Origin of the sequence: Natronococcus amylolyticus DSM 10524 (genome assembly GCF_000337675.1) — an archaeon.
Lineage (GTDB): Archaea > Halobacteriota > Halobacteria > Halobacteriales > Natrialbaceae > Natronococcus > Natronococcus amylolyticus.
On sequence record NZ_AOIB01000036.1, the window covers coordinates 99006 to 119024 of the forward strand.

Consider the following 20019-nt stretch of genomic DNA (forward strand, 5'->3'; position numbering starts at 1 on the left):
GTTTCCGTCGATACCGGTCAGTGATTCGTCGCGCCCTCGAGACGCCGCTGTTCGACCCCTCGGTCAACGAGACGATCCGAACGGCCGTCCCCGACCCGCTTCGTCCGATCGTCGAGGCCGTGACTCACCTCGGCGATCCGGCGACGGTGCTCGTCGTCGCGCTCGGGTTCGCCTGGATCGGCTCGAGCCGCGAGCGCGGCGCCCGCGTGCTCGCGGTCGCGCTCGTCGCGTTCGCGGTGACGAACGGGCTAAAGGGGGTGTTCGTCCTCGAGCGGCCGGTCGAACAGCTCGCCTTCGCCGCGGACGACTACGGCGGCTACGCGTTTCCGAGCGGGCACGCGCTCGGGGCGGCGGCGGTCTACGGCGCGGTCGCGATCGCCGCGGAGTGGAGCAGACCGCGTCGGCGCTACGCGGTCGCCGGTCTCCTGATCGTCCTGGTCGCGCTCTCCCGGGTCGTCCTCGGCGTCCACTACGTCGGCGACGTCGTTGCCGGCGCGGCGATCGGGATCGGTATCGCCGTCGGCGTGCTGTGGCTCCCGACGATCGATCCCGGACGACTGTTCGCACTGGCGGGCGCGTTCGCCGCGATCTCGTACGCGACGCCGGCCCGCGCGTTCATGCCGGCGACCGTCGGCGCGGCGCTGGGTGCCGTCGGCGCGTGGTACGCACTCGAGCGCCGCCCGACTCGGCTCGAGGGCAGCCACTCGGCGTTCGGTCTCGCGGCGCTCGCGATGGTCGCCGTTCGGCTGCTGTCGACAACGCAGGGTATCCACTGGAGCCTCGAGCTCGGCGGGTACGCGATCGCGGTCGCCGTCGCCGTGGCATCAGCTCTCGGTCCCCACCGAACTCCGGAATGAGCGAACGCTCGAGCGGGACGAGTACGAACGAACAGGGAGGCGACATCCGATCCCCGGAGGCCGAGGCGCTCAGTAGACGTAGTCGTCGGCCATCTGGCCGGGCGTGATCACGTCGACCTCACCCGAGTACTCGTCGAGCGCGGCGAGCGTCGATTCGAGTCCCTCGATCGCCTCGCTCTCCTCGAGCTGGTAGAAGCCGATCGAGGTGATGCCGCCCATCTCCGCGGTCCACTCGACGAGGCTCTCGCCCTCGTCGCCGCTCGGGTTCGAGACCACCGAACAGAGGTGGGGGTTGCCGGCGTACCCCTGTGACTGGGTCTGGCCCGCAAAGGCCAAATCGTAGTTCTCCTGGACGAGTTCGTACGTCTCCTCGGTGTACTGCGAGCCGGGGAACGCGAAGAACCGGCCGTCGTCGTCGTACCCCTCCTCCTCGAGCCACTCCGCGGGTTCGATGATGGCGTCCTCGGCCCCGATCTCGTCGATATCACCTGCCTGGGATCCGTTGGCGGTCTGACAGCCGATCGTCCATCCGTTCGACTCGAGCTCCTCGACCTGTCCGTAGGTGAGTCGGTCACCCTCGACGGCGGCGTCGTCTCGGAGTCGGTCCGGCGGGACGAACGTCGTCGCCGGGAAGTCGTACTGAGCGACCCGTGGCAGGGCCTCCTCGTAGTGGGTCTCGTAGCCGCCGTGGAACTGGAGCATCACCGTCGGCGTCTCGGGAGTGGGGACGAAGTGGAAGTCGTCGACCCACATCTCCTCGCCGTCGGCGTCCTCGTCTTCGTCCTCGTCGTCCGCGGGCTCGCCGAACCAGCGGATGATCTGCAGGACGATGATCTCCTCCAGGTCGGGATCACCGCGAACGCGGGTGAGACCGAAGTTGTGCCGGGCCAGCGGCATATCACCCATCACCTGCTGGCTGTACTCGACGTAGTCGCCGTCCTCGTCCTGGAGCTGGATCAACACCATTCCGCTGTCGGAGGCGGTCATGGCGAGGCCCGGGGTCACACCCCGGATGTCGATCGGCTCGTCGGTCTCGCGGCGCGCCCTGATCTGGCCGTCCTCGGAATCGGGCAGGAGCCGCGCCGACTGCGAGCCCTCGTAGTACTGTTCCGTGTCGGCCTCGACCGCACCGATGTCCTGGAACGCGCTCCAGGGGTCGAGATCCTCGAAGTCGTCGTAGGTGCCGACGAGGTCGCCGTAGTCGTCGTCCTCGTCCGTCTCTTCTTCCTCCTCCTCGGTTTCCTCGTCGTCGGTCTCCGGCTCGTCGTGGTCGTCGTCGCCGTTGGCCGCGCCGTCGTCGTAGTCCTCGTCGTCGGTCTCGCCGGGCCCGCCCATTTCGGAACAGCCGGCCAGCGCCACGACTGCTCCCGTCGCGGTCACGAGATAGGTTCGTCGGTCCATTGGTCCACCCGAGACCAGCCCCGAACCACGGTTTGTTATGGACCGACCTCCCAGCTATCCGACTGGTGTTACTGTGACGATAGTAACGGTAACCGGACCGTTCGACAGATTCGCTTCGACCGTTCGGCCGAGAATCCGGGCTCGAGGCGGACGATCCGGGGACGGCGGACGTCCGGAACACCCTTCCGAAGGAGGGCATCGGCGTCGACCCGCGGTAGCCGCCGTCTGTCCGGTTTTGCCGACTCGGTTTCCGGATCGAAACGTCGACAGGTGCCACCTACCCTCGGTAGCCGAGGGCTGCGAACGGTCTCGATCGCTGACTCTACCAACTACTCGAACAAACTATATCCCGAACCGCGTTGGGTGGTGTCTACGCGCATGAGTCTCGATACCATCGTCGAACGGTCGGCCTCCGCTCTCGGCTACCCGCCGGTAACCCACGGGCTTCTCAATCGGTACTTCGACGCCACCGAACTCGAGATCGCTCCCTCGGCCCGAATCTCGATCGGCTGCCTGCTCCGCAACCGGGTCGATATTGGGCCGTATGCCCGGCTCAGTCGGGGCTGTATCCTCGACGGTGACGTCAGCATCGGGCGACGGACGAACCTCGAGCCCGACTGCGATCTCGTCGGCGAGGTCGAGATCGGCAACTTCTGTGCGATCGCCCGTGAGAGCACCTTCCAGCAGACTAACCACCGGATCGACCAGCCGTCGATGCAGATCCGCCTCTACGAGGAGGTCCTCGACAGCGAGCTCCCGCCGACCGCCGATGGACCGATCTCGGTCGGCAGCGACGTCTGGATCGGGACGGGAGCGACGATCCTCTCGGGGGTGACGATCGGGGACGGCGCCGTCGTCGGCGCAGGAGCGGTCGTCACCAGAGACGTCGAACCGTACTCGATCGTCGGGGGCGTGCCGGCCGACCGGATCGGCTGGCGGTTTCCACCGGAGATCAGATCCTGGCTGCTCGAACTCGAGTGGTGGGAGTGGAGCGATCGACGCATCCGCAAGAACCGGGCGTTCTTCGAACGCAGACTCGACGATACCGGTGACGTCCCGTTCGCGCGGGCGGCACCGATCGACTAACGGCGTTGCGTCGCGGTCGCGGTCGTCGCTCCGATCTTCAGCACTCGATCGACTCGAGCGGGCCGCAGAGCTGAGCGGCCGTGAACTCGGCGATCGCGGGCGCGCCGGCCAGAAAGAGCAACAGGAGGGCGAGCGTGAGGAGGGCGATGAGCTTTCCGACCATCGCCATGATTGTCAACGGTTGACACGATAAGTGTATCGGGCGACCCGGGGTCGTCGGCCCGAACGAACCGGAAGTTGGGGAACCGGGACCGTGTCCGGAAGCGAGCCCACCGCCGTTCCGCAAGTCGAACGGAACGTCGGTTCGAGCAGCCGAAAAGTAACGAGAGACAAACAATAGGACTCGTCAGACTGTCTCGGCGTGACCGGGAGCCGATGGTCGCTCGGATCGCTCGACGCGATGACGGCTCCCTCGACCGCCACCGATGTCAGGACGGGATCTCGGCTCCGGGGAGGGCTCGCGGCGCTCGAGCCGATGGTGGGGGCTGCTCGCGGTCGCGGTAACGCTCGTTCGAACGCAGCTGACGACGGCACGTGGTCGCACGCTCGCGACGATCCTCGTCGTCGCGCTGACGGTCGCGAACCTCGTGCTCGTCACCGGCGTCGCGCTCGCGTTGGCCGACGAGGGGGAGGCCGACCACGACGCCGACGCCCGGATCATGGCCGACGACGCCGATATTCACGGCTCGGTCACCGGCGTCGAACCGCCGCGGCTGGGCGAGAGCCCGGACCGGGCCGAACGGATCGCCGACCGCGACGGTGTCGACCACGCCTCGCCCGTCCTCCGGGAGCCGATCCGAGTCGATACCCCCGATGCCGACGGCTCGGCGTACCTCCTGCTGGTCGGCGTCGTTCCCGGCGACGAGCCGTCGACGGTGGCGAAGCTCCCGACGAGGGGCCTCGAGGACGAACGGGCCCCCGCTGACGACGCCGCACTTGTCCTCTCGAGGACCGCCGCCGCCGAACTCGGCGTCGAACCGGGTGACGAACTCGCGCTGGAGGGCGCCGAGCACCGCGAGTCGGCGACGGTCGGCGCCGTCGAGGACGGGCCGGACGACGAACCGCCCGTCGCGCTCGTCCACCTCGAGGTCCTCCAGTCGCTGTCGGGTACCGAAGGGAGCGGACTGGCTGACGAGGTGTTGATCTGGGGCGAGGACGCCGCGATCCAGGAGGGGGCGGCCGAGGCGTACCCCGACGCCGCGCTCGAGAACGATGGGGCAGCCGACGCTCGGGCGCTGTTCGGCGACGGCCTCGCGCTCGCGACGAGTATCCTCTCGCTGGTCGTCGCGCTCGGCGTCTGTTCGCTGCTGGTGGCGACCACCGCGGGGATGCGAGTCGAGGCCGATCGCCGGACGCTCGCGACGCTGGGCGCGGTCGGGTTCCCGACTGAAAGCCGGCTGTTGGTCGTCGCGACGACGACGATCGCGACCGCGACTGCCGGTGCCATTCTAGGTGTGGCTCTCGGCGTTGTCGGTATCCGGGTGACGAACGCGCTCGCGACCGCGACGGTCGCTCCCGAGGCGGTCGCGGCTCTGCACCCGCTGTTGGTTCCGTACGCGCTTGCGGTCGCCGTCGTCTCGACGCTGCTCGCCCTGCCGTACCCGCTCGCACTCGCGGCCCGAACCGACGCTCTCGCGGAGGTGGGGCGGTGAGTCGCGCCTCGCTCGCCCGGCTTCGCGCCGTCGTCGGCCTCGGACTCGCCCAGCTTCGTCACTCTCCGGGTCGGACCGCGCTCGCGGTCGGCGGAGTCGTGCTCGCGGTGCTCTCCGTGACGCTGCTCGCCAGCCTCGGGGTCGGCGTCGTCGAAACCGGCCAGGAGCAGTTCGACGACGCCGGCCGGGACATCTGGATCACCGGCGGCCCCGCGGCCGGCGGCGAAAACGAGGTCGTCGACGCTTCGACCGTCGCGGCCGACCTCCGCGAGCGCGAGGGCGTCGGCGACGTCTCGACTGTTGCGATGCACGACGTCTACCTCGGCACCGATCCCGACGCGGTCGAGCCGATCGCCGCCGTCGGCGTCGAGGGCACCCACGGCCACTTCGAGTTCGAGGACGGCGACGGGTTCGACGGCGCGATGACCGCCGACGGAGACGGAGACGAGGAGAATCGCTCGAGCGTCGTCGTGCTCGATCCCGCTACCGCCGATCGGTTCGACGTCGGGGTCGGCGACACCGTCTACGTCGGCGCCGGACGCCAGGCCGTCGACGCCTACACGGTCGTCGGCGTCGGCTCGTACTACTCGCAGTTCCTGGGAACCGAGGCCGCGACGATCCCGCTGCCCGAACTGCAATCGATGACCGGTACCGCCGGCTCGAGCCGGGCCTCGTTCGTCACGGTCAACCTCGAGGACGGCGCCGACCGCGAGGCGTTCGCCGACGACGTTCGGGCCGAGTACCCGACGTACGACGTCCGAACTGCCGACGACCAGTTCGCTGCGATGGTGGGTGACCGACACCTCGTCGTCGCGAGCGGGGTCGCCCTCGTCGGGCTGGCGACCGTCGGCGGCGTCGCGCTGACGGCGAACCTGTTCGTACTGGTTGCCTACCAGCAACGCGAGACGCTGGCGGCGCTGCGGGCGATCGGCCTCTCGCGGCGACTGCTGGCCGGAACGGTCGGTGTTCAGGGTGCGCTCATCGGCCTCCTCGGTGGAGCGATCGGCGTCGCCGCGACGCCCGCACTCGCTGCAGGGTTGAACCGGCTCTCGACGGGCGTCATCGGGTTCGAGCGCCTCCTCCGGACGCCCCTCGAGGTGTTCGTCCTCGGGTTCACCGTTGCGCTCGTCGTCGGGATACTCGTCGCGCTCGTCACGGGTTGGTACGCGAGCCGATCGGCGACGGTGGCAGCCCTCGAGTCCTGAGCCGAACCAGGTCCGTTATAGGCGTCGCTCCCATCGCTCGAACCGTATGTGGCCGCTCGGACACGCAGCTATCGGCTATCTCTGTTACACGCTCGCGACGCGAACCCGGTTCGACCGGTCCCCGGGTGGAATCGCCGTCCTCGCACTCCTGGTCGGCACCCAGTTTCCCGATCTGATCGACAAACCCCTGGCGTGGTACCTGGGTGTGATTCCGACCGGCCGAACCCTCGCACACTCCCTGCTGTTTCTGGTTCCGGTTTCGGTCGGCGTCTACCTCCTCGCACGGCGGTACGGCCGTCCCGAGTACGGGTTCGCGTTCGGACTCGGTGCGATCTCGCACACGCTGGTCGACGCCCTGCCGGCGCTGTGGGGTGGGACCGATCCGAGCTTCCTGCTGTGGCCCGCCCTTCCCGTCGAGGGCTACGAGTCGGGCGCGCCAACAGTAACCGCCCTCTTCCTCGAGTCGCTGAGCGACCCCTACTTCCTCTCGGAGTTCGCCTTCGCGGCCGTCGCACTCATCGTCTGGCGACGCGACGGCTATCCCGGACTCGCGGCCGTCCGAACGCTGCTCGAGCGCGTCCTTCCCGATCGTTCGGCGCGCGACTCGAGCTGACCGCCCACCGAGCCGACCGTCGGTTCCTCGCACGTTCTCAAGATACTCAATCGGTCGACAGAACTATTTCCGCGTGAGTGGTCGACGTGACTGCGGGGAATACGATTGCCGGAAACCGACCGTTAGGGCACGGGCCGGCGAGAACCGGCTATCCGTGTGATCGATGTCCGACGCCGACGGACCGTGTCGACGCTCGCGTCGAGTCCCGCTCGACGGCGTCGACCGTTTTCGAGCCGATAGTACTTCGTCGTCTCGTCCGGCAGATCCGATCACAGCTCGCTTCGCTGACGTGTACGTCTGAACCACCCTAAATCGAGCGCTTTGGCGGTCTCGAACTCCCTGGGTGCCGTCGCAGACTCCGAGCGTTCATCCCGCCCCCTCGTAATCACTCTCTGTTAGCAACGCCCACTTTGTGGGCGAGAGACCGGTCCTGCTACTCTACCGTGACGCTTTTCGCCAGGTTTCGAGGCTTGTCGATCGACCGACCCAGCTCGTGGGCCGTCCAGTAGGCGACCCGCTGAAGCTGGACGTTCGCGACCATCGAGCTCGTGATCTCGCCGGCCGACGGCACCTCGAGGACGTGGTCGGCGTAGCGCCCGACCTCCGATCGGCCGTCGGTGATAGCGACGACCGGTGTCCCCCGAGCCTCGACCTCCTTGACGTTCCCGATGGTCTTCTCCGCGCGGCGACCGTCGCCGGTGACGATCGCAAACACCGGCGTCTGTTCGGTGACGAGTGCGAGCGGTCCGTGTTTGAGTTCGCCGGCCGCGAACCCCTCGGCGTGTTTGTACGTGATCTCCTTCATCTTCAGCGCGCCCTCGAGGGCGACTGGGTAGTGATACCCTCGTCCGATGAAGAAGTAGGCGCTCGCGTCGGCGTACGTCGAGGCGACCTCGCGGGCGGCGTCCTCGTCGAGGACGGACTGGATTCGGTCTGGCACCGATCGCAGTTCGCGGACCAGATCACGGGAGCGGTGGTTGCTCAACGCGGCTGCGAGCATCGTCAACGCGGCCTGCTGGGAGGCGAAGGTCTTCGTCGCGGCGACGCTGATCTCCGGTCCGGCCCGGATGTACAGCACGCGGTCGGTCTCGCGGGCGGCCGAACTGCCGACGACGTTCGTCACGGCGACCGTCGTCGCGCCGGCGGCGTTCGCCTCCCGGAGCGCGCGCAGGGTATCCGCGGTCTCGCCGCTCTGGGTGACGCCAACGACGACGGAGTCGGTGTCGATCGGCATCGTCTCCGCCTCGAACTCGCTGGCCAGGTAGGCGTGGGCCGGCACGCCCCACTCCCGAAACAGCTGTGCGCCGAACAGCGCCGCGTGGTAGGAGGTGCCACAGGCGACGAACGTTACGGGCGGGTTCAGCTCGAACCCCTCGAACTCCTCGAGAGTAACCCGGCCGCTGAGCTCGTCGAGGCGTCCCCGGAAACACTCCCGGAGCGCCGACGGCTGCTCGTTGATCTCCTTTCGCATGTAGTGGTCGTAGCCGCTCTTGCCGGCGTCCTCGGGATCCCACTCGATCGTCTCGATCGAGGTTTCGACGACCCGGCCCTCGCTGTCGGTGACCGAGATCTCGTCGCCCTCGAGCCGGGCGAACTCGCCGTCCTCGAGATAGATCACGCGGTCGGTGAACTCGATGAACGCGGGCACGTCGCTGGCGAGGTAGGTGCCGTCGTCGGCGAGGCCGAGTACCAGCGGCGACTCGTGTCGCGCGGCGTACACCGTCTCGGAGCCCGCGAAAACCGCGGCGACGGCGTAGCTTCCCTCGAGTCGGTCGATCGCCGCGCGGAACGCGGCCTCGTGGTCGAGCCCGTCCTCGAGGAAGCCGGCGATCAGATGAGGGATGACCTCGGTGTCGGTCTCGCTGCGAAAGTCGATGCCCTCGGCCGAGAGCTCGTCGCGCAGCCCCTGGTAGTTTTCGATGATCCCGTTGTGGACGACCGCGACCCGGTTTTCGGCGTCCGTGTGAGGGTGGGCGTTGCGGTCCGACGGCGGCCCGTGGGTGCTCCAGCGGGTGTGGCCGATCCCCGTAGTCTGGTTGCCGATGTCGGCACCCGCCAGCGCGTTCTCGAGCGCCGAGAGCTCGCCCTGGCGCTTGTGGACATCGAGTTTGCCGTCGGCCAGCGCGATTCCTGCCGAGTCGTACCCCCGGTACTCGAGCTGGGAGAGGCCGTGAAGCAAGACGTCGGCCGCGTTCGAGCGATCGGCGCCGACGTAGCCAATGATCCCGCACATCAGCTCCACACCTCCGCGTCGGCGACGATGGTTCCGCTGACGGTCGACCCCCCGTGACAGACCGCGCCGTGGCCGACGACAGTCCCTGGCTCGTAGGTCACCCCACCGATGTCGCGAACGTGATCGGCCAGCACCGCGCCGAGGATCGTCTCCCGGTGAACGCGGTCGCCGATCTCGACGTCACTCGGGCCGCCGGCGACGGTCGAGTTCGGACCGATCCCGACACCTCGTCCGGTGACGCAGTCTCGTATCGTCGCGCCGTTGTCGACGCGGGTGTCGGCGTCGAGCACCGACCGCTCGACCGTCGCGTTCGAGCCGATGGTGACGTTCTCGCCCAGAGAGACGTTCGGTCCGACGACCGCGCCGGGACCGACGACGCAGTCGTCGTCGATCACGACCGGTTCGAGCACCGTTGCGTCCTCGTGGACGGACGCGCTGTCGGCGATCCGCCGTTCCTCGCCGTCCTCGAGTAAGTCGTCGGCGATCCGCAGCAGGTCCCACGGGTAGGTGGCGTCGATCCAGGTTCCCTCGGAGACGACCCCTCGAACCTCCTCGCCGACTTCGAGCAGCGTCGCGATCCCGTCGACCAGCGACTGCTCGCCGTCGCGGGGCTCGCTCCGGCGAATCGCCTCGAAGATCGACGGCTCGAAGGCGTAGACGCCGGCGTTGAGCTGGTAGCCCCGATCGTCTCGCGGGTTCTCGACGATTTCCGTCACCGCACCGTCCTCGAGGAGTACGCCGCCGTACCTGGTAACGTTGGCTCGGCGGACCAGCCCGAGCGTTGCCGTCGCCGGCTCGCGGTCGTGGGCCGCGATGACGTCCTCGATGATCCGGCTGTCGATCAGCTGGTCGCCGTTGACGACGAGGGTCGACCCCTCGGTCGCCGGCTCGGCCGCGAGTAGCGCGTGGCCGCTGCCGAGCTGTTTGTCCTGCGTGACGTAGGTCAGCGGCACGTCCCGGTAGCTCGGGCCGAACTCGGACTGGACCCGTGTCCGGCGGTAGCCGACGACGACCGTGATGTCGGTGACGCCGGCGTCGATCAGCGCGTCGAAGACGTGCTCGAGAATCGGTTTCGTCGCCGCCGGAAGCATCGGCTTCGGCCGGTGGGTGGTCAGCGGCCGAAGTCGTCTCCCCTCCCCTGCCGCGAGCACCACTGCGGAGTATCCCATGTCTGTTGACAGCTAGCAGCAGCTATTATTCCTTTCGACTGGGGATTCCGGTCGTATCGACTCCAGTTTCCGACGGCGTCGCCATCGGTGGCGCTCGAGGCCACTCGAGGGGTTATGCGGTGTCGCGAGTACGGTCGCTCCGTCGGTGCAACATCTGTTGATCGGATCGGTGCCGGACTCGATGGGTGTATATAATTATCCGTGACCTGTCCAGCTTCTTCGCCGGTTTCGATGCTGCAACACCCGTTAGATGGCCAGTTATTCCTGGAAGCCGGTCAATTACAGAGTGTGATATGCTCATCGGTCCAACTGCGCTATGGCAGAAAAGAACACGAACCGCGGCACGATGAAGCGGAGAGGGTATCTCAAAGGACTCGCAGCGGGCGGACTCGGCGTCGGGACGCTTTCTGTCGCGAGCACCCGTGCGCATGCGGATACGGGTAAGGACGACGAGAAGAAGAACGACGAGAAGGAGGAGGAAGCGAAGACGCACGATCTCAAGGGCGACGATCTGTACCTGATCTTCGGCGCCGACTCGTCCGAGAAGGATCTCGGCGGCTGGGTCGACAAGCACCGCGACGAGATCAACGGCGACTCACAGGAGTCCCTCCCGAACGTCATCCAGTACCAGGAGGTCTCCCAGCTCAACGTGCTCCAGCAGGGCAACGCCGTCAGCATCGCCATCGACGGCGCCGACGCGACGGCCGTCCAGGAGACCGAGCAGGACAACGTCAACGTCCAGGACGCGAGCGCGGAGTCGATAGACAGCTCATACGAGACGCGAGACGAGACGTTCTACGACCCCAGTCGAGTGCACATCGTCTTCGCCGAGGAGACCGGCTGCCGGACGTTCTCCGGCTGGGTCTCCAGAGAGGACACCTACGAGAACGGAGCGTCCGCCACCGCGACGATCGAGCAGGAACAGACCGTCGATCAGTTCAACTACAACAGCCAGAGCACGTCGATGGCGGTCGCCGAGAAAGGGAGCTGCGCCCGGTCCTACCAGCGTAGCTGGCAGGCAAACGAGAACTACCAGCACGCCGAGGCCGTCGCGGCGAACATCGGCGAGGGTGACCGACAGGGAGCCGAGGCGTCGGTCGAGCAGGCCCAGGACGTCTCTCAGCTCAACGTCAGCGAACAGGGCGTCGCCATCGCGATCGCCGTCGGTAAGTGCAGCACCGCGGAGGCCTACCAGCTGAGCTCCCAGCTCAACGTCAACGAGCAGACCGCCGACGCGACGGCGATCAGCTTCGGCTTCCGGTCGCCCGACGATATCCTCAAGTGCGCCGAGATGGAGGGCGAGCTTCCGGAAGACGCCGTGGAGCGAACGGACGACGGCAAGGCTCAGTCGAACGGCCAGGCATCGGCGGAGATCACGCAGGTCCAGTGCGTCGGCCAGGAGAACATCAACCTGCAAAACGCCGCCATCGCTCTCGCCAAGAAAGACAGCGACGCGACCGCCCGACAGGTGAGCTACCAGGGCAACTTCAACGCGCAGGTGGCCACCGCGGAGGGGCTGAACGTCAGCGACGGACGCTGCAGCGCGTCTACGGTGCTCAACGGCGCCGCCACCAACGACGACGGCTCCTGGGCGCTGGCCTACGAGAACGGCGACAGCGACGTCGACCTCGAGGAGGCCGCTGCCGGGATCGACCAGTACCAGTTCGTCGAGCAAGTGAACGTCAACGAGCAGTTCAGCGCGATCGCCTACGCCACCCGCTGCGGCGAGGCGACGGCCGAACAGCTGAACTACCAGGCGAACCAGAACGTCCAGGTGACCGAGGCGCGCGCGGTCGGCGATGGCGACGGCGAGGAAAAAGACGAGAAGGACGAGAAGAAGGGTAAGAAGGACGACAAAGGGAAGAAGGACGAGAAGAAGAACGGCAAGGACAAGGAGAAGAAAGACAAGAAGGACGAGAAGAAAAAGACGAAGCACTAAGACGTAGACGATCGCTCACCGTTCGAACTTTCTATACGCCGATCAGACCGTAGCCGTCGGCTCGTTTCCGCTCGCGAACCCGTCTCGAGCGGAAGTTACTCCTCCAACGTTTATCGTCGCCCGCCGGAGTCAACCGGGACAAACTCGGGTAGCTACGTTCGGTACGCCGCTGCGTTGAAAACCAGCCGATTCAGTCCCGATCGGTCTCGCTCCAGTCGCAGTCCTGACACTTCTGCCCCGTCACGAACTCCGTCACCGACGGCATGTAACCGACCTCGAGGACGTCCCCGCCGCAGTCGGGACACTCCCTGTCGGCCTCTTCGATCGCCTCGGCGTCCATGACGGAGTCGTCCTCGATGAGCTCCGCGAGTTTCTTCGCCGTGACCATTCGTCCCTGAACGACGCGATTTTCGCTCACGCTCGAGTGTGTGGCCCCAATACCCCTAAGCGTTTCTCGGTCGACCCGCGATCCCGGATGCGGTCAGGGCCAACTCCTATCGGGCTGTCGGACGGAACAATACCTATGGAACACGACGAGTGGACCGACCGGCTCGAGTCGACGACGGTGACCGTCGACGGCCACGACCTCGAGATGGCGTACGCCGACGAGGGCGAGGGCCAGCCTCTGGTCTTCCTCCACGGGATACCGACCTCGTCGTACCTCTGGCGGCAGGTTGCGCTCGAGTTCACCGACGACTATCGTGTGATCGTCCCCGACATGATCGGCTACGGCGAGTCGACGATGGACGACCGGTTCGACCGTTCGATTCGGGCCCAGGAGCAGGCGGTCGCCGACCTGTTCGACCAGCTCGGCCTCGACTCGGTTTCCTTCGTCGGCCACGACCTCGGCGGCGGGGTCGGCCTGCGCTACGCCGTCCACGAACCAGAGTCGGTCGACGAGCTCGTGCTCTCGAACGCCGTCTGCTACGACTCTTGGCCGATCGAGACGATCGTCGATCTCGGGCTCCCGTCGACGATCGACGAGATGAGCGTCGACGAGCTGACCGACACGCTCGAGTCGGTGTTTCGCGGGACGCTGTACGGTGACGACGCCGACGACGCCTTCGTCGAGGGGATGGTCGACCAGTGGGCCTCCGAAGAGGGGATGGTCTCGCTGTCCCGGAACGCGATCGGCACGAACACGAGCCACACGACCGAGATCGACCCCGCCGAGGTGACCGCCCGCACGCTCCTATTGTGGGGCGCCGAGGACGAGTTCCAGCCGATCGAGTACGCCGAGCGCCTCGAGCGCGATATCGACGGCGCCGACCTCGTCGGGCTCGAGGAAGCGAACCACTGGGTGCCTGAAGACCGACCCGAGGCCTACCGCGAGGAGCTGCGGTCGTTCCTCGAGGATTAGTCGGTAGCTGAGGCGACGGGTTCTGTATCCTGCCTGAGTCGCGACCGAATATGCCGAATCGTTACGTGGCGCGTGCGAGTGGAACGCCCCGGCCTCGAGTCTACACCCCTGACTAACCACCGCCGAGTGGGACTGAAAGGGGTTTTCCCGGTAGTGGCGACGGTATCAGTCCTGTTCACACGAACACAGGGGTTCGCCACCCCCTCCCCAGCCGATTCACTCGCTTTGCTCACGGCTTCCGCCGTTCGCATTGCCGCGGCGCACAGCGCCGCGCTCCGCTCGCTCATCCCTCGCGTAGGTTCGGACGACGGCTCGCGCCCTGCTGCGCTCGCCGTCGCCAAGCACGCGCCACCGCAGGAGAGTTCGTTGAACCAAAGTGACTCATAGTTGGCCTGTGCTGAATATACAGTGACTTTCGCTCACGACACTTACAGACCCAATATAAACGGATTATTCGATTAAGGGAGAGACCAATGCGGGTACGACCGGTACATGTTGGTATGGCACACAAGCACCGTGCCGATGACCGAGGCAGCGACACTGAACCAAAATTCTACCTCCCTGCCGGGAACACCCCACCGTTCTATGCCAGTTCCCTCGAGCGCCTCTGGGCGTCGCTATTCGACCAATACGTTGAATCATCATAATGAGTGTCTCTGGGATGTTACCACAATTTGGCGAACTCCTCGATGGAGAGGAAATGACTGGCAAACAGGCAGCGCTAATAGTGGCTGTTTGGATGGGAGCGACCGCCGTCTTCGGACTGATTTCCTATATTCTCGTGTTCGTCATTATGGGTGCGTGAGTACTGCTTGCGCTGTCTCTCAGTCGTATGCGAGTTTCACACCAGAAGAGTCGTACTAGGTCTACCGCTATCGATCGACGTCCCTGCCGCTCTCCCAGCCCCGTGGCGAGTTGTTCAGTCGCTCGCAGCCCCCGTCGGTGACGGCGACGAGGTCCTCGATCCGCACCCCGAATTCGCCCTCGAGGTAGATCCCCGGCTCGACGGAAAAGACCATTCCGGGCTCGAGCTCGCGGTCGTTGCCCGCGGTGATGTACGGCGGCTCGTGGACCTCGAGGCCGACGCCGTGGCCCGTGCGGTGGACGAAGGCGTCGCCGTAGCCCGCCTCGTCGATCACCGAGCGAGCGACGCGGTCGATCTCGCCGGCCTCGACGCCGGGTTCGACAGCCTCGACGGCTGCCCGCTGGGCCTCGCGAACGGCCTCGTGAACCCGTTCGTACTCCGCGGGCGGTTCGCCGACGACGATCGTTCGGGTCTGGTCACCCGGATACCGCGCGGTTCCCGCCTCGAGGTCGCTCCCGACGAACGCGCCGAAGTCCAGCACGATCGGCTCGCCTCGTTCGATCTCGCGATCGCCGGGGTGGTGGTGGGGGCGGGCGCCGTTCGGCCCGGCGGCTACAATCGTCTCGAAGGCAGGCTCCCCGCCACCCTCCGCTGCCAGCAGCGAGTCGATCTCGCTCGCGAGTTCGGCCTCGGTCGTCCCGACCAGCTCCTCGCCGCGGGATCTGATCTCGAGGGAGACGCGGTCGGCGATTTCGCCCGCCCGGCGAAGCGCCGCGAGCTCGGTCTCGTCTTTGCGGATGCGAAGCTCCTCGAGGGCCGCGCTCGCGAGGCCGAACTCGGCGCCGGGGAGCAGCGAGCGCAGGTCGTGGTTGAACGTCGTCCACATGCGGTCGTCGAGCAACACGGTTGGCTCGTCGGCACTGTCTGCGCTCTCGAGCGCCATTCCCTCGAGAACGTCCTCGACGACGGCCAGCGGGTCCGTCTCATCGTCCCAGAGTCTGACGTTCGCAACGCCGAGGGACTCGAGCTGTGCCCCGTACATCGCGGGCGCGACGATCGCGGGCGCCCCGTCTCGTGGAACGAACAGCAGGAAGTGGCGCTCGGAGGGCGACTCGACGAACCCCGTTAGATAAGTGAGGTTCGGGCTCGGAAAGCAGATGAGTAGCTCCGCGCCGACGGTCTCGAGTCGGCGCCGACAGGCCTCGATGCGGGCGTCGAACGGGGGGTGCATACCTCGAGGGTTTCGGCCGTCTCGAAAAGAGCGTTCGGGTCACGGTGTCGAACGGACGGCGTAGTGACGGGTCTCCCGGCCGAAACGACACCAGGGGGTATTAGAGGCCCATGCGGGTGCAAGCCGCGAACCGACCCGCTAGGGACCTGTTTCCCTTCAGCGAATGCGAAATACGGAGCACCGGCTGCCCGACGGACGGACCGACGGGCGACGTGCGGACGGGGGGAGCCGCCCCGACGAGACGGACGACGATGACAACGGTCCGGGCTGTCCGGGGTCGCTAATCGTCGTCTCGAACCGTCAGCCGTACCGCCACGAGTACGAGTCCGAATCGGAGGGCGACGACGGATCCATCGTCGTCGACGAGCCCGCTGGCGGGCTGACCGCCGGACTGGACCCGGTCGTTCAGGAGGCAAACGGGACCTGGATCGCCTGGGGCGACGGCGAGGCCGACTTCGCGGTCACCGACGCGAACGACTGTGTCTCCGTCCCCCCCGGGGAAGACGCCTACACCCTCCACCGAATCGACCTTTCGGAGGAAGCGGTCAGCTCCTACTACTACGGGTTCAGTAACCAGGTTCTCTGGCCGCTCTGTCACGAGTTCCCCGACCTGATCGAGGAGCGAGGCGACTGGGCGAACGACTTCGAGTGGTACCGAACCGTCAACGAGCGGTTCGCCGACGCCGTCGCCGAGCACGCGACGGCCGAGTCGATCGTCTGGATCCAGGACTACCACTTCGGGCTCGCGCCGCGGCTGATCCGCGAGCGGATCCCGAAGGCCGCGACGATCGCACACTTCTGGCACATTCCGTGGCCGACGCCGGAGACGTTCGCGGAGTGTCCCGTCAGCGAGGAGCTCCTCGAGGGACTGCTCGGCAACGACCTGCTGGGATTTCACGTCGATCGGTACGCGCGGCTGTTCCTCGAGTGCGTCGAGCAGTACCTCGACGGCGCGGTCGTCGACCACGAGGAGTGGCTCGTCGACTACGACGAGGGGACGACCCGGCTGGCGACTGCGGCGATGGGGATCGACGCCGAAACATACGACGAGCACGCCCGAGCAGTCGAAGATCCGGACGCGCTGCTCGAGGAGTTCGGCGTCTCTCCCGAGGTCACGCTCGGACTCGGCGTCGACCGCCTCGATTACTCGAAGGGGATCCCCGAACGTCTCGCCGCCCTCGAGCGCTTCTTCGAGCGCAATCCCGATCGACGCGGGGAGTTTACGTTCCTCCAGAAGGCGACGCCCTCCCGAACCGGCATTCCGGCCTACGAACGGCTCGGCGACCTCGTTCGAAGCGAGGTTACCCGAATCAACAGCCGATTCGGCACGGACGACTGGCAGCCGATCGTCTACACCGAGGAGTACGTCCCCCAGGAGAAGCTCTGTGGCCTCTACCGGCGGGCCGACGTCATGGTCATCAGTCCGCTGCTGGACGGGATGAACCTCGTCGCCCAGGAGTTCGTCGCCTCCTGTGTCGGCGAGGGTTCCGCCAGCGGAGCGGCGCCGGGCGAGCCCCACGGTGACGGCGTCCTGTTGTTGAGCGAGCGAACCGGCGCCCACGAACGGCTCGGCGCCGACGCGGTGACGATCGATCCGACCGACACCGACGCGTTCGCCGCCGAACTCGAGACCGCGCTGGCGATGCCGGCCAGCGAGCGCCGACGTCGGATGCGGTCGATGCGGACCGACGTGTTCGAGGCCGACCTCGAGGCGTGGATGGACAGCCAGTTCGACTCGATCCGACGCCTGCACGACCCGAGCGAGTCGAACGACGACGATCCCGGCGCGCGGACCCCACAGATATAACATGCAACAGCAGCGAACGAAGCCGAACCCGATCGACGAACTCCGACCCCGAATCCGGACGCGACTCGAGGAGGCGACGGAACTCCTGTTGTGTCTCGACTTCGACGGTACGCTGGCGCCGATCGTCGACGATCCCGACGAGGCGGCCCCGACGCGGGCCGTCAGTAACGTTCTCGAGAAGATCACCGACGAGCCGGACGTGACGACGGCGATCGTCAGCGGGCGCGGGCTCGCCGACGTTCGAGAGCGGGTCGACGGCCCGCGGATCTACGCAGGGAACCACGGCCTCGAACTCGAGCGCGGTGATTCGGTCGCGGTCCACCCGATCGCCCGAAAGCGCGCCGCGCGCGTCGACGCCGTCTGCGAGGCCCTCGAGATCGCCCTCGATCCGGTTCCGAACGCCCGCGTCGAGAACAAGCGCCTGACCGCCACGGTCCACTATCGGTCGGTGCCCGAACCCGCGAGACCGCAGGTCGAGCGACTCACCCGCGAGACCGTCTCCCGGTTCGGCGGCGAGGGCCTCGAGCTCTCGACCGGGAAGGCAATCCTCGAGATCGGCCCCTCGATCGACTGGGGGAAGGGAAACGCCGTCGGGATGCTCGTCGCCGACCGCTCGGACGGAACGGTGCCGATCTACATCGGCGACGACGTCACCGACGAGTCCGCGTTTCGAACCGTCGAACCCCGGGGCGTCGGCGTCCGCGTCGGCGACGACGCGCCGACAGCCGCGTCGGGGCGCGTCCGCTCGCCCGAGCAGGTCGCCTCGTTACTCGAGTGGTTCGCGACGACGGGCGTCGAACGGGTTCGGAACGGACCAGTGCCGTGACGAGTCAGACTTCTGATGGTCAGTAGCTGATCGGCCGAAAACTCGCTTTTGTGGGGCCAGAAACGCTGGGGAGTTCGATATGTCACTCCGAACGGGTCGACCGGTCGGAGTCGAAAGAATTAGTCACCACTGGAAATATAGTGCAGATGCGAGCGTGACAGAGAGTGAAACTACGACAACCAACTGACTTCCTGATCCTCGAGGAGCTCGAGGACAAGGGACGCAACGTCGCGACCAACCTGGCGGCCCACACCGGCAAGAGCCGCAAGAACATCAACACCCGTCTGCCGGTGCTCGAAGACTACGGGCTCGTCGAAAAGATCGGTCCGGCCGAGCGCTCCGGGCTCTACGAGATCACGTCGCTCGGGCGGGCGGCGCTGGTCTACCGCGACCAGTACGACGAGACCGACGACTTCGAGTCGCTCATCGAGGGGCCGTCCCCGGATATCGACGAGTCGGCCGGCGAGTAGGGAAGTTTCGCCCGCGGCGAGAACGAAGCGGACGAGGAGTAGGTTCCCCGTCGCTTCCGGGCCAGCTACAGCGTCAAGCCGCCGCTGTAGGACTCGAGCTCCCGTCTCGAGCACGTCGAGAACGTCAGGCTCAGCGCCCGATCACGTCCCGCCGTCGACGGATAGACGGTACCACAGCGCGACCGATCCTGTTTGTAGTCCGGATCCCAGGCGTAGCTGCTGAGCATCGGCGTCGCGACGACGGTCTCCTCGCTTCGGAAGGCGACCCCGTGATCGTGCTCGAGCCCGAGCGCGTGTCCGATCTCGTGCAACAGGATCTGGATCGTCCGGGTCGGGCGCTCGTTGGGAACGGTCCGGTGGACCACCTCGCCGTCCCGAACCGTTCCAAGCTCCGCGATCGGCGGCAGCGTCGCGAGGTAACGGGCGCCGCCGACGGACGCGACGTGGGGCAGCGCGAACCCGGTCGGTGCGGTCGTCATCTGGCCGTCCGTGACGAGCAGGTTGACGTCCGAAACCGGGTCGACGTCGCCGACCCCGACCGCCCCCGACGCCAGCGTCGTGGGCCACTCGCCGCCGCTGGTCACGCGGGCGCCGTCCTCCGTCGAGACCGCGACCGTTCCGCCGACTGACAGCTCGAGCTCCCAGTGCTCGTCGGAAAGCAACGCCTTGAGGTAATCGCGGACGCGGTCGGCGATCCCGTCGTACCCCGCGGCTCGATCGGAAAACCAGAGTCGAACCTCGAGGCGGTCGGTCGGCTCCCGCCTCGCGTAGCCGAGCGTTCCGACGGTGGCGACCGAGGCGGTCGACCCGGCCAGCCCGACCAGCAGCTGGCGCCGCGTCAGGGCCGGTCTCTCGTCGCTCGCTCCCTCGTCGTTCATGTTCGCTGAAATCGATCTCGGCGTGTGTTTGGCGACCCCTACGAACTACGATGGCTCGCCCTAAAACGGTTGCATTCGGACTATTGACCGTCAGGGAACCCGTACTGTCGGTCTCGGAGCCGACGACACCGCTGTCGCGTCCGGACGACGCGGGCGGCCTCGCCCTCGAGCCGAACCTCGGCTCGAGCCGGCAGCGCCCCGGGGTCGACCGGGGCGAGCAACAGGAGTTCGCCCGACTCCGTTTCGACCAGTTGTCGGTCGGGGTCGTCCTGTCGGAGACAGCACTTCCAGTCACCCGCTCGGATTCTGCGAGTGACCTCCCAGCCGGTGTAGTAGCTCCCGTCGGACCCCTCGAGAACCGTTTCGGTCCGCAGCTCCTCGCTCACGCGTTCTCCCCCGGCAGCGCTCGAGCCGCTTCTCGCCGTCCTCGTTCTCGGTCGCTCATCACTCGAGTCGAGTCGGGCCGGTCCTATCGTCGGTCGGGTTA

At 66.9% G+C, this 20019-nt stretch carries 18 protein-coding genes; 10 read left to right on the forward strand and 8 right to left on the reverse strand.

The window, feature by feature from the left end; genetic code table 11:
• The first annotated feature begins 20 nt into the window (after positions 1-20).
• Positions 21-857 carry a phosphatase PAP2 family protein gene (locus tag C491_RS17845; RefSeq protein WP_005558896.1) on the forward strand — a complete coding sequence of 279 codons (837 nt, stop codon included), beginning with the start codon at positions 21-23 and terminating at the stop codon, positions 855-857.
• A 69-nt stretch (positions 858-926) separates the two neighbouring features.
• On the opposite strand, the gene C491_RS17850 is transcribed toward C491_RS17845, so the two are convergent.
• A complete protein-coding gene (locus C491_RS17850; protein ID WP_005558898.1) occupies positions 927-2258 on the reverse strand; it encodes a polysaccharide deacetylase family protein in 1332 nt (443 codons plus the stop codon).
• Positions 2259-2636: 378 nt separating this feature from the next.
• On the opposite strand from C491_RS17850, the gene C491_RS17855 reads away from it, so the two are divergent.
• Positions 2637-3344 (forward strand): DapH/DapD/GlmU-related protein, encoded by a 708-nt coding sequence (locus C491_RS17855; RefSeq protein ID WP_005558900.1) that lies wholly within the window; start codon positions 2637-2639, stop codon positions 3342-3344.
• A 37-nt stretch (positions 3345-3381) separates the two neighbouring features.
• On the opposite strand, the gene C491_RS24055 is transcribed toward C491_RS17855, so the two are convergent.
• Positions 3382-3507 (reverse strand): hypothetical protein, encoded by a 126-nt coding sequence (locus C491_RS24055; RefSeq protein ID WP_275040022.1) that lies wholly within the window; start codon positions 3505-3507, stop codon positions 3382-3384.
• A 262-nt stretch (positions 3508-3769) separates the two neighbouring features.
• Between C491_RS24055 and C491_RS17860 the strand changes: the two genes are divergently transcribed.
• The 3 genes from C491_RS17860 to C491_RS17870 are packed head-to-tail and all read left to right on the forward strand — an operon-like array spanning position 3770 to position 6814.
• Positions 3770-4996 carry an FtsX-like permease family protein gene (locus C491_RS17860; protein WP_005558902.1) on the forward strand — a complete coding sequence of 409 codons (1227 nt, stop codon included), beginning with the start codon at positions 3770-3772 and terminating at the stop codon, positions 4994-4996.
• Complete coding sequence (locus tag C491_RS17865) at positions 4993-6201, forward strand: ABC transporter permease (protein ID WP_005558903.1); 1209 nt, start codon at positions 4993-4995, stop codon at positions 6199-6201. Before C491_RS17860 ends, C491_RS17865 begins: the two co-directional genes overlap by 4 nt.
• Before the next feature lie 46 nt (positions 6202-6247).
• Positions 6248-6814 (forward strand): metal-dependent hydrolase, encoded by a 567-nt coding sequence (locus C491_RS17870; RefSeq protein WP_005558906.1) that lies wholly within the window; start codon positions 6248-6250, stop codon positions 6812-6814.
• A 433-nt stretch (positions 6815-7247) separates the two neighbouring features.
• Here C491_RS17870 and glmS read toward each other — a convergent pair whose 3' ends face one another.
• Positions 7248-9047: a glutamine--fructose-6-phosphate transaminase (isomerizing) gene (gene glmS / locus C491_RS17875; protein WP_005558908.1), complete on the reverse strand. Its 1800-nt coding sequence runs from the start codon at positions 9045-9047 to the stop codon at positions 7248-7250.
• Positions 9047-10216 carry a sugar phosphate nucleotidyltransferase gene (locus tag C491_RS17880; protein ID WP_049892293.1) on the reverse strand — a complete coding sequence of 390 codons (1170 nt, stop codon included), beginning with the start codon at positions 10214-10216 and terminating at the stop codon, positions 9047-9049. Before C491_RS17880 ends, glmS begins: the two co-directional genes overlap by 1 nt.
• A 316-nt stretch (positions 10217-10532) precedes the next feature.
• Between C491_RS17880 and C491_RS17885 the strand changes: the two genes are divergently transcribed.
• Positions 10533-12155: a hypothetical protein gene (locus C491_RS17885; protein WP_005558913.1), complete on the forward strand. Its 1623-nt coding sequence runs from the start codon at positions 10533-10535 to the stop codon at positions 12153-12155.
• A 190-nt stretch (positions 12156-12345) separates the two neighbouring features.
• Here the strand turns inward: C491_RS17885 and C491_RS17890 are convergent, their stop codons facing one another.
• Positions 12346-12573 carry a DUF5795 family protein gene (locus tag C491_RS17890; RefSeq protein WP_005558915.1) on the reverse strand — a complete coding sequence of 76 codons (228 nt, stop codon included), beginning with the start codon at positions 12571-12573 and terminating at the stop codon, positions 12346-12348.
• A 105-nt stretch (positions 12574-12678) separates the two neighbouring features.
• On the opposite strand from C491_RS17890, the gene C491_RS17895 reads away from it, so the two are divergent.
• On the forward strand, positions 12679-13515 hold the full coding sequence (locus tag C491_RS17895) for an alpha/beta fold hydrolase (RefSeq protein WP_005558917.1): 837 nt from the start codon (positions 12679-12681) through the stop codon (positions 13513-13515).
• An 872-nt stretch (positions 13516-14387) separates the two neighbouring features.
• On the opposite strand, the gene C491_RS17900 is transcribed toward C491_RS17895, so the two are convergent.
• Positions 14388-15551: a M24 family metallopeptidase gene (locus C491_RS17900; protein ID WP_005558919.1), complete on the reverse strand. Its 1164-nt coding sequence runs from the start codon at positions 15549-15551 to the stop codon at positions 14388-14390.
• A gap of 163 nt (positions 15552-15714) precedes the next feature.
• Between C491_RS17900 and C491_RS17905 the strand changes: the two genes are divergently transcribed.
• The 3 genes from C491_RS17905 (at position 15715) to C491_RS17915 (ending at position 18654) form a co-directional block, all read left to right on the forward strand.
• The gene (locus tag C491_RS17905) at positions 15715-17358 is read left to right on the forward strand and encodes an alpha,alpha-trehalose-phosphate synthase (UDP-forming) (protein WP_005558921.1); all 1644 of its coding nucleotides are present in this window, start codon (positions 15715-15717) and stop codon (positions 17356-17358) included.
• Position 17359: 1 nt separating this feature from the next.
• The gene (gene otsB / locus C491_RS17910; RefSeq protein WP_005558924.1) at positions 17360-18184 is read left to right on the forward strand and encodes a trehalose-phosphatase; all 825 of its coding nucleotides are present in this window, start codon (positions 17360-17362) and stop codon (positions 18182-18184) included.
• Positions 18185-18348: 164 nt separating this feature from the next.
• Complete coding sequence (locus C491_RS17915) at positions 18349-18654, forward strand: winged helix-turn-helix domain-containing protein (RefSeq protein WP_005558926.1); 306 nt, start codon at positions 18349-18351, stop codon at positions 18652-18654.
• A gap of 65 nt (positions 18655-18719) precedes the next feature.
• Here C491_RS17915 and C491_RS17920 read toward each other — a convergent pair whose 3' ends face one another.
• Complete coding sequence (locus C491_RS17920) at positions 18720-19532, reverse strand: zinc metalloprotease (RefSeq protein ID WP_005558928.1); 813 nt, start codon at positions 19530-19532, stop codon at positions 18720-18722.
• Positions 19533-19612: 80 nt separating this feature from the next.
• Positions 19613-19918 carry a hypothetical protein gene (locus tag C491_RS17925; RefSeq protein ID WP_005558931.1) on the reverse strand — a complete coding sequence of 102 codons (306 nt, stop codon included), beginning with the start codon at positions 19916-19918 and terminating at the stop codon, positions 19613-19615.
• Positions 19919-20019: the final 101 nt, after the last annotated feature.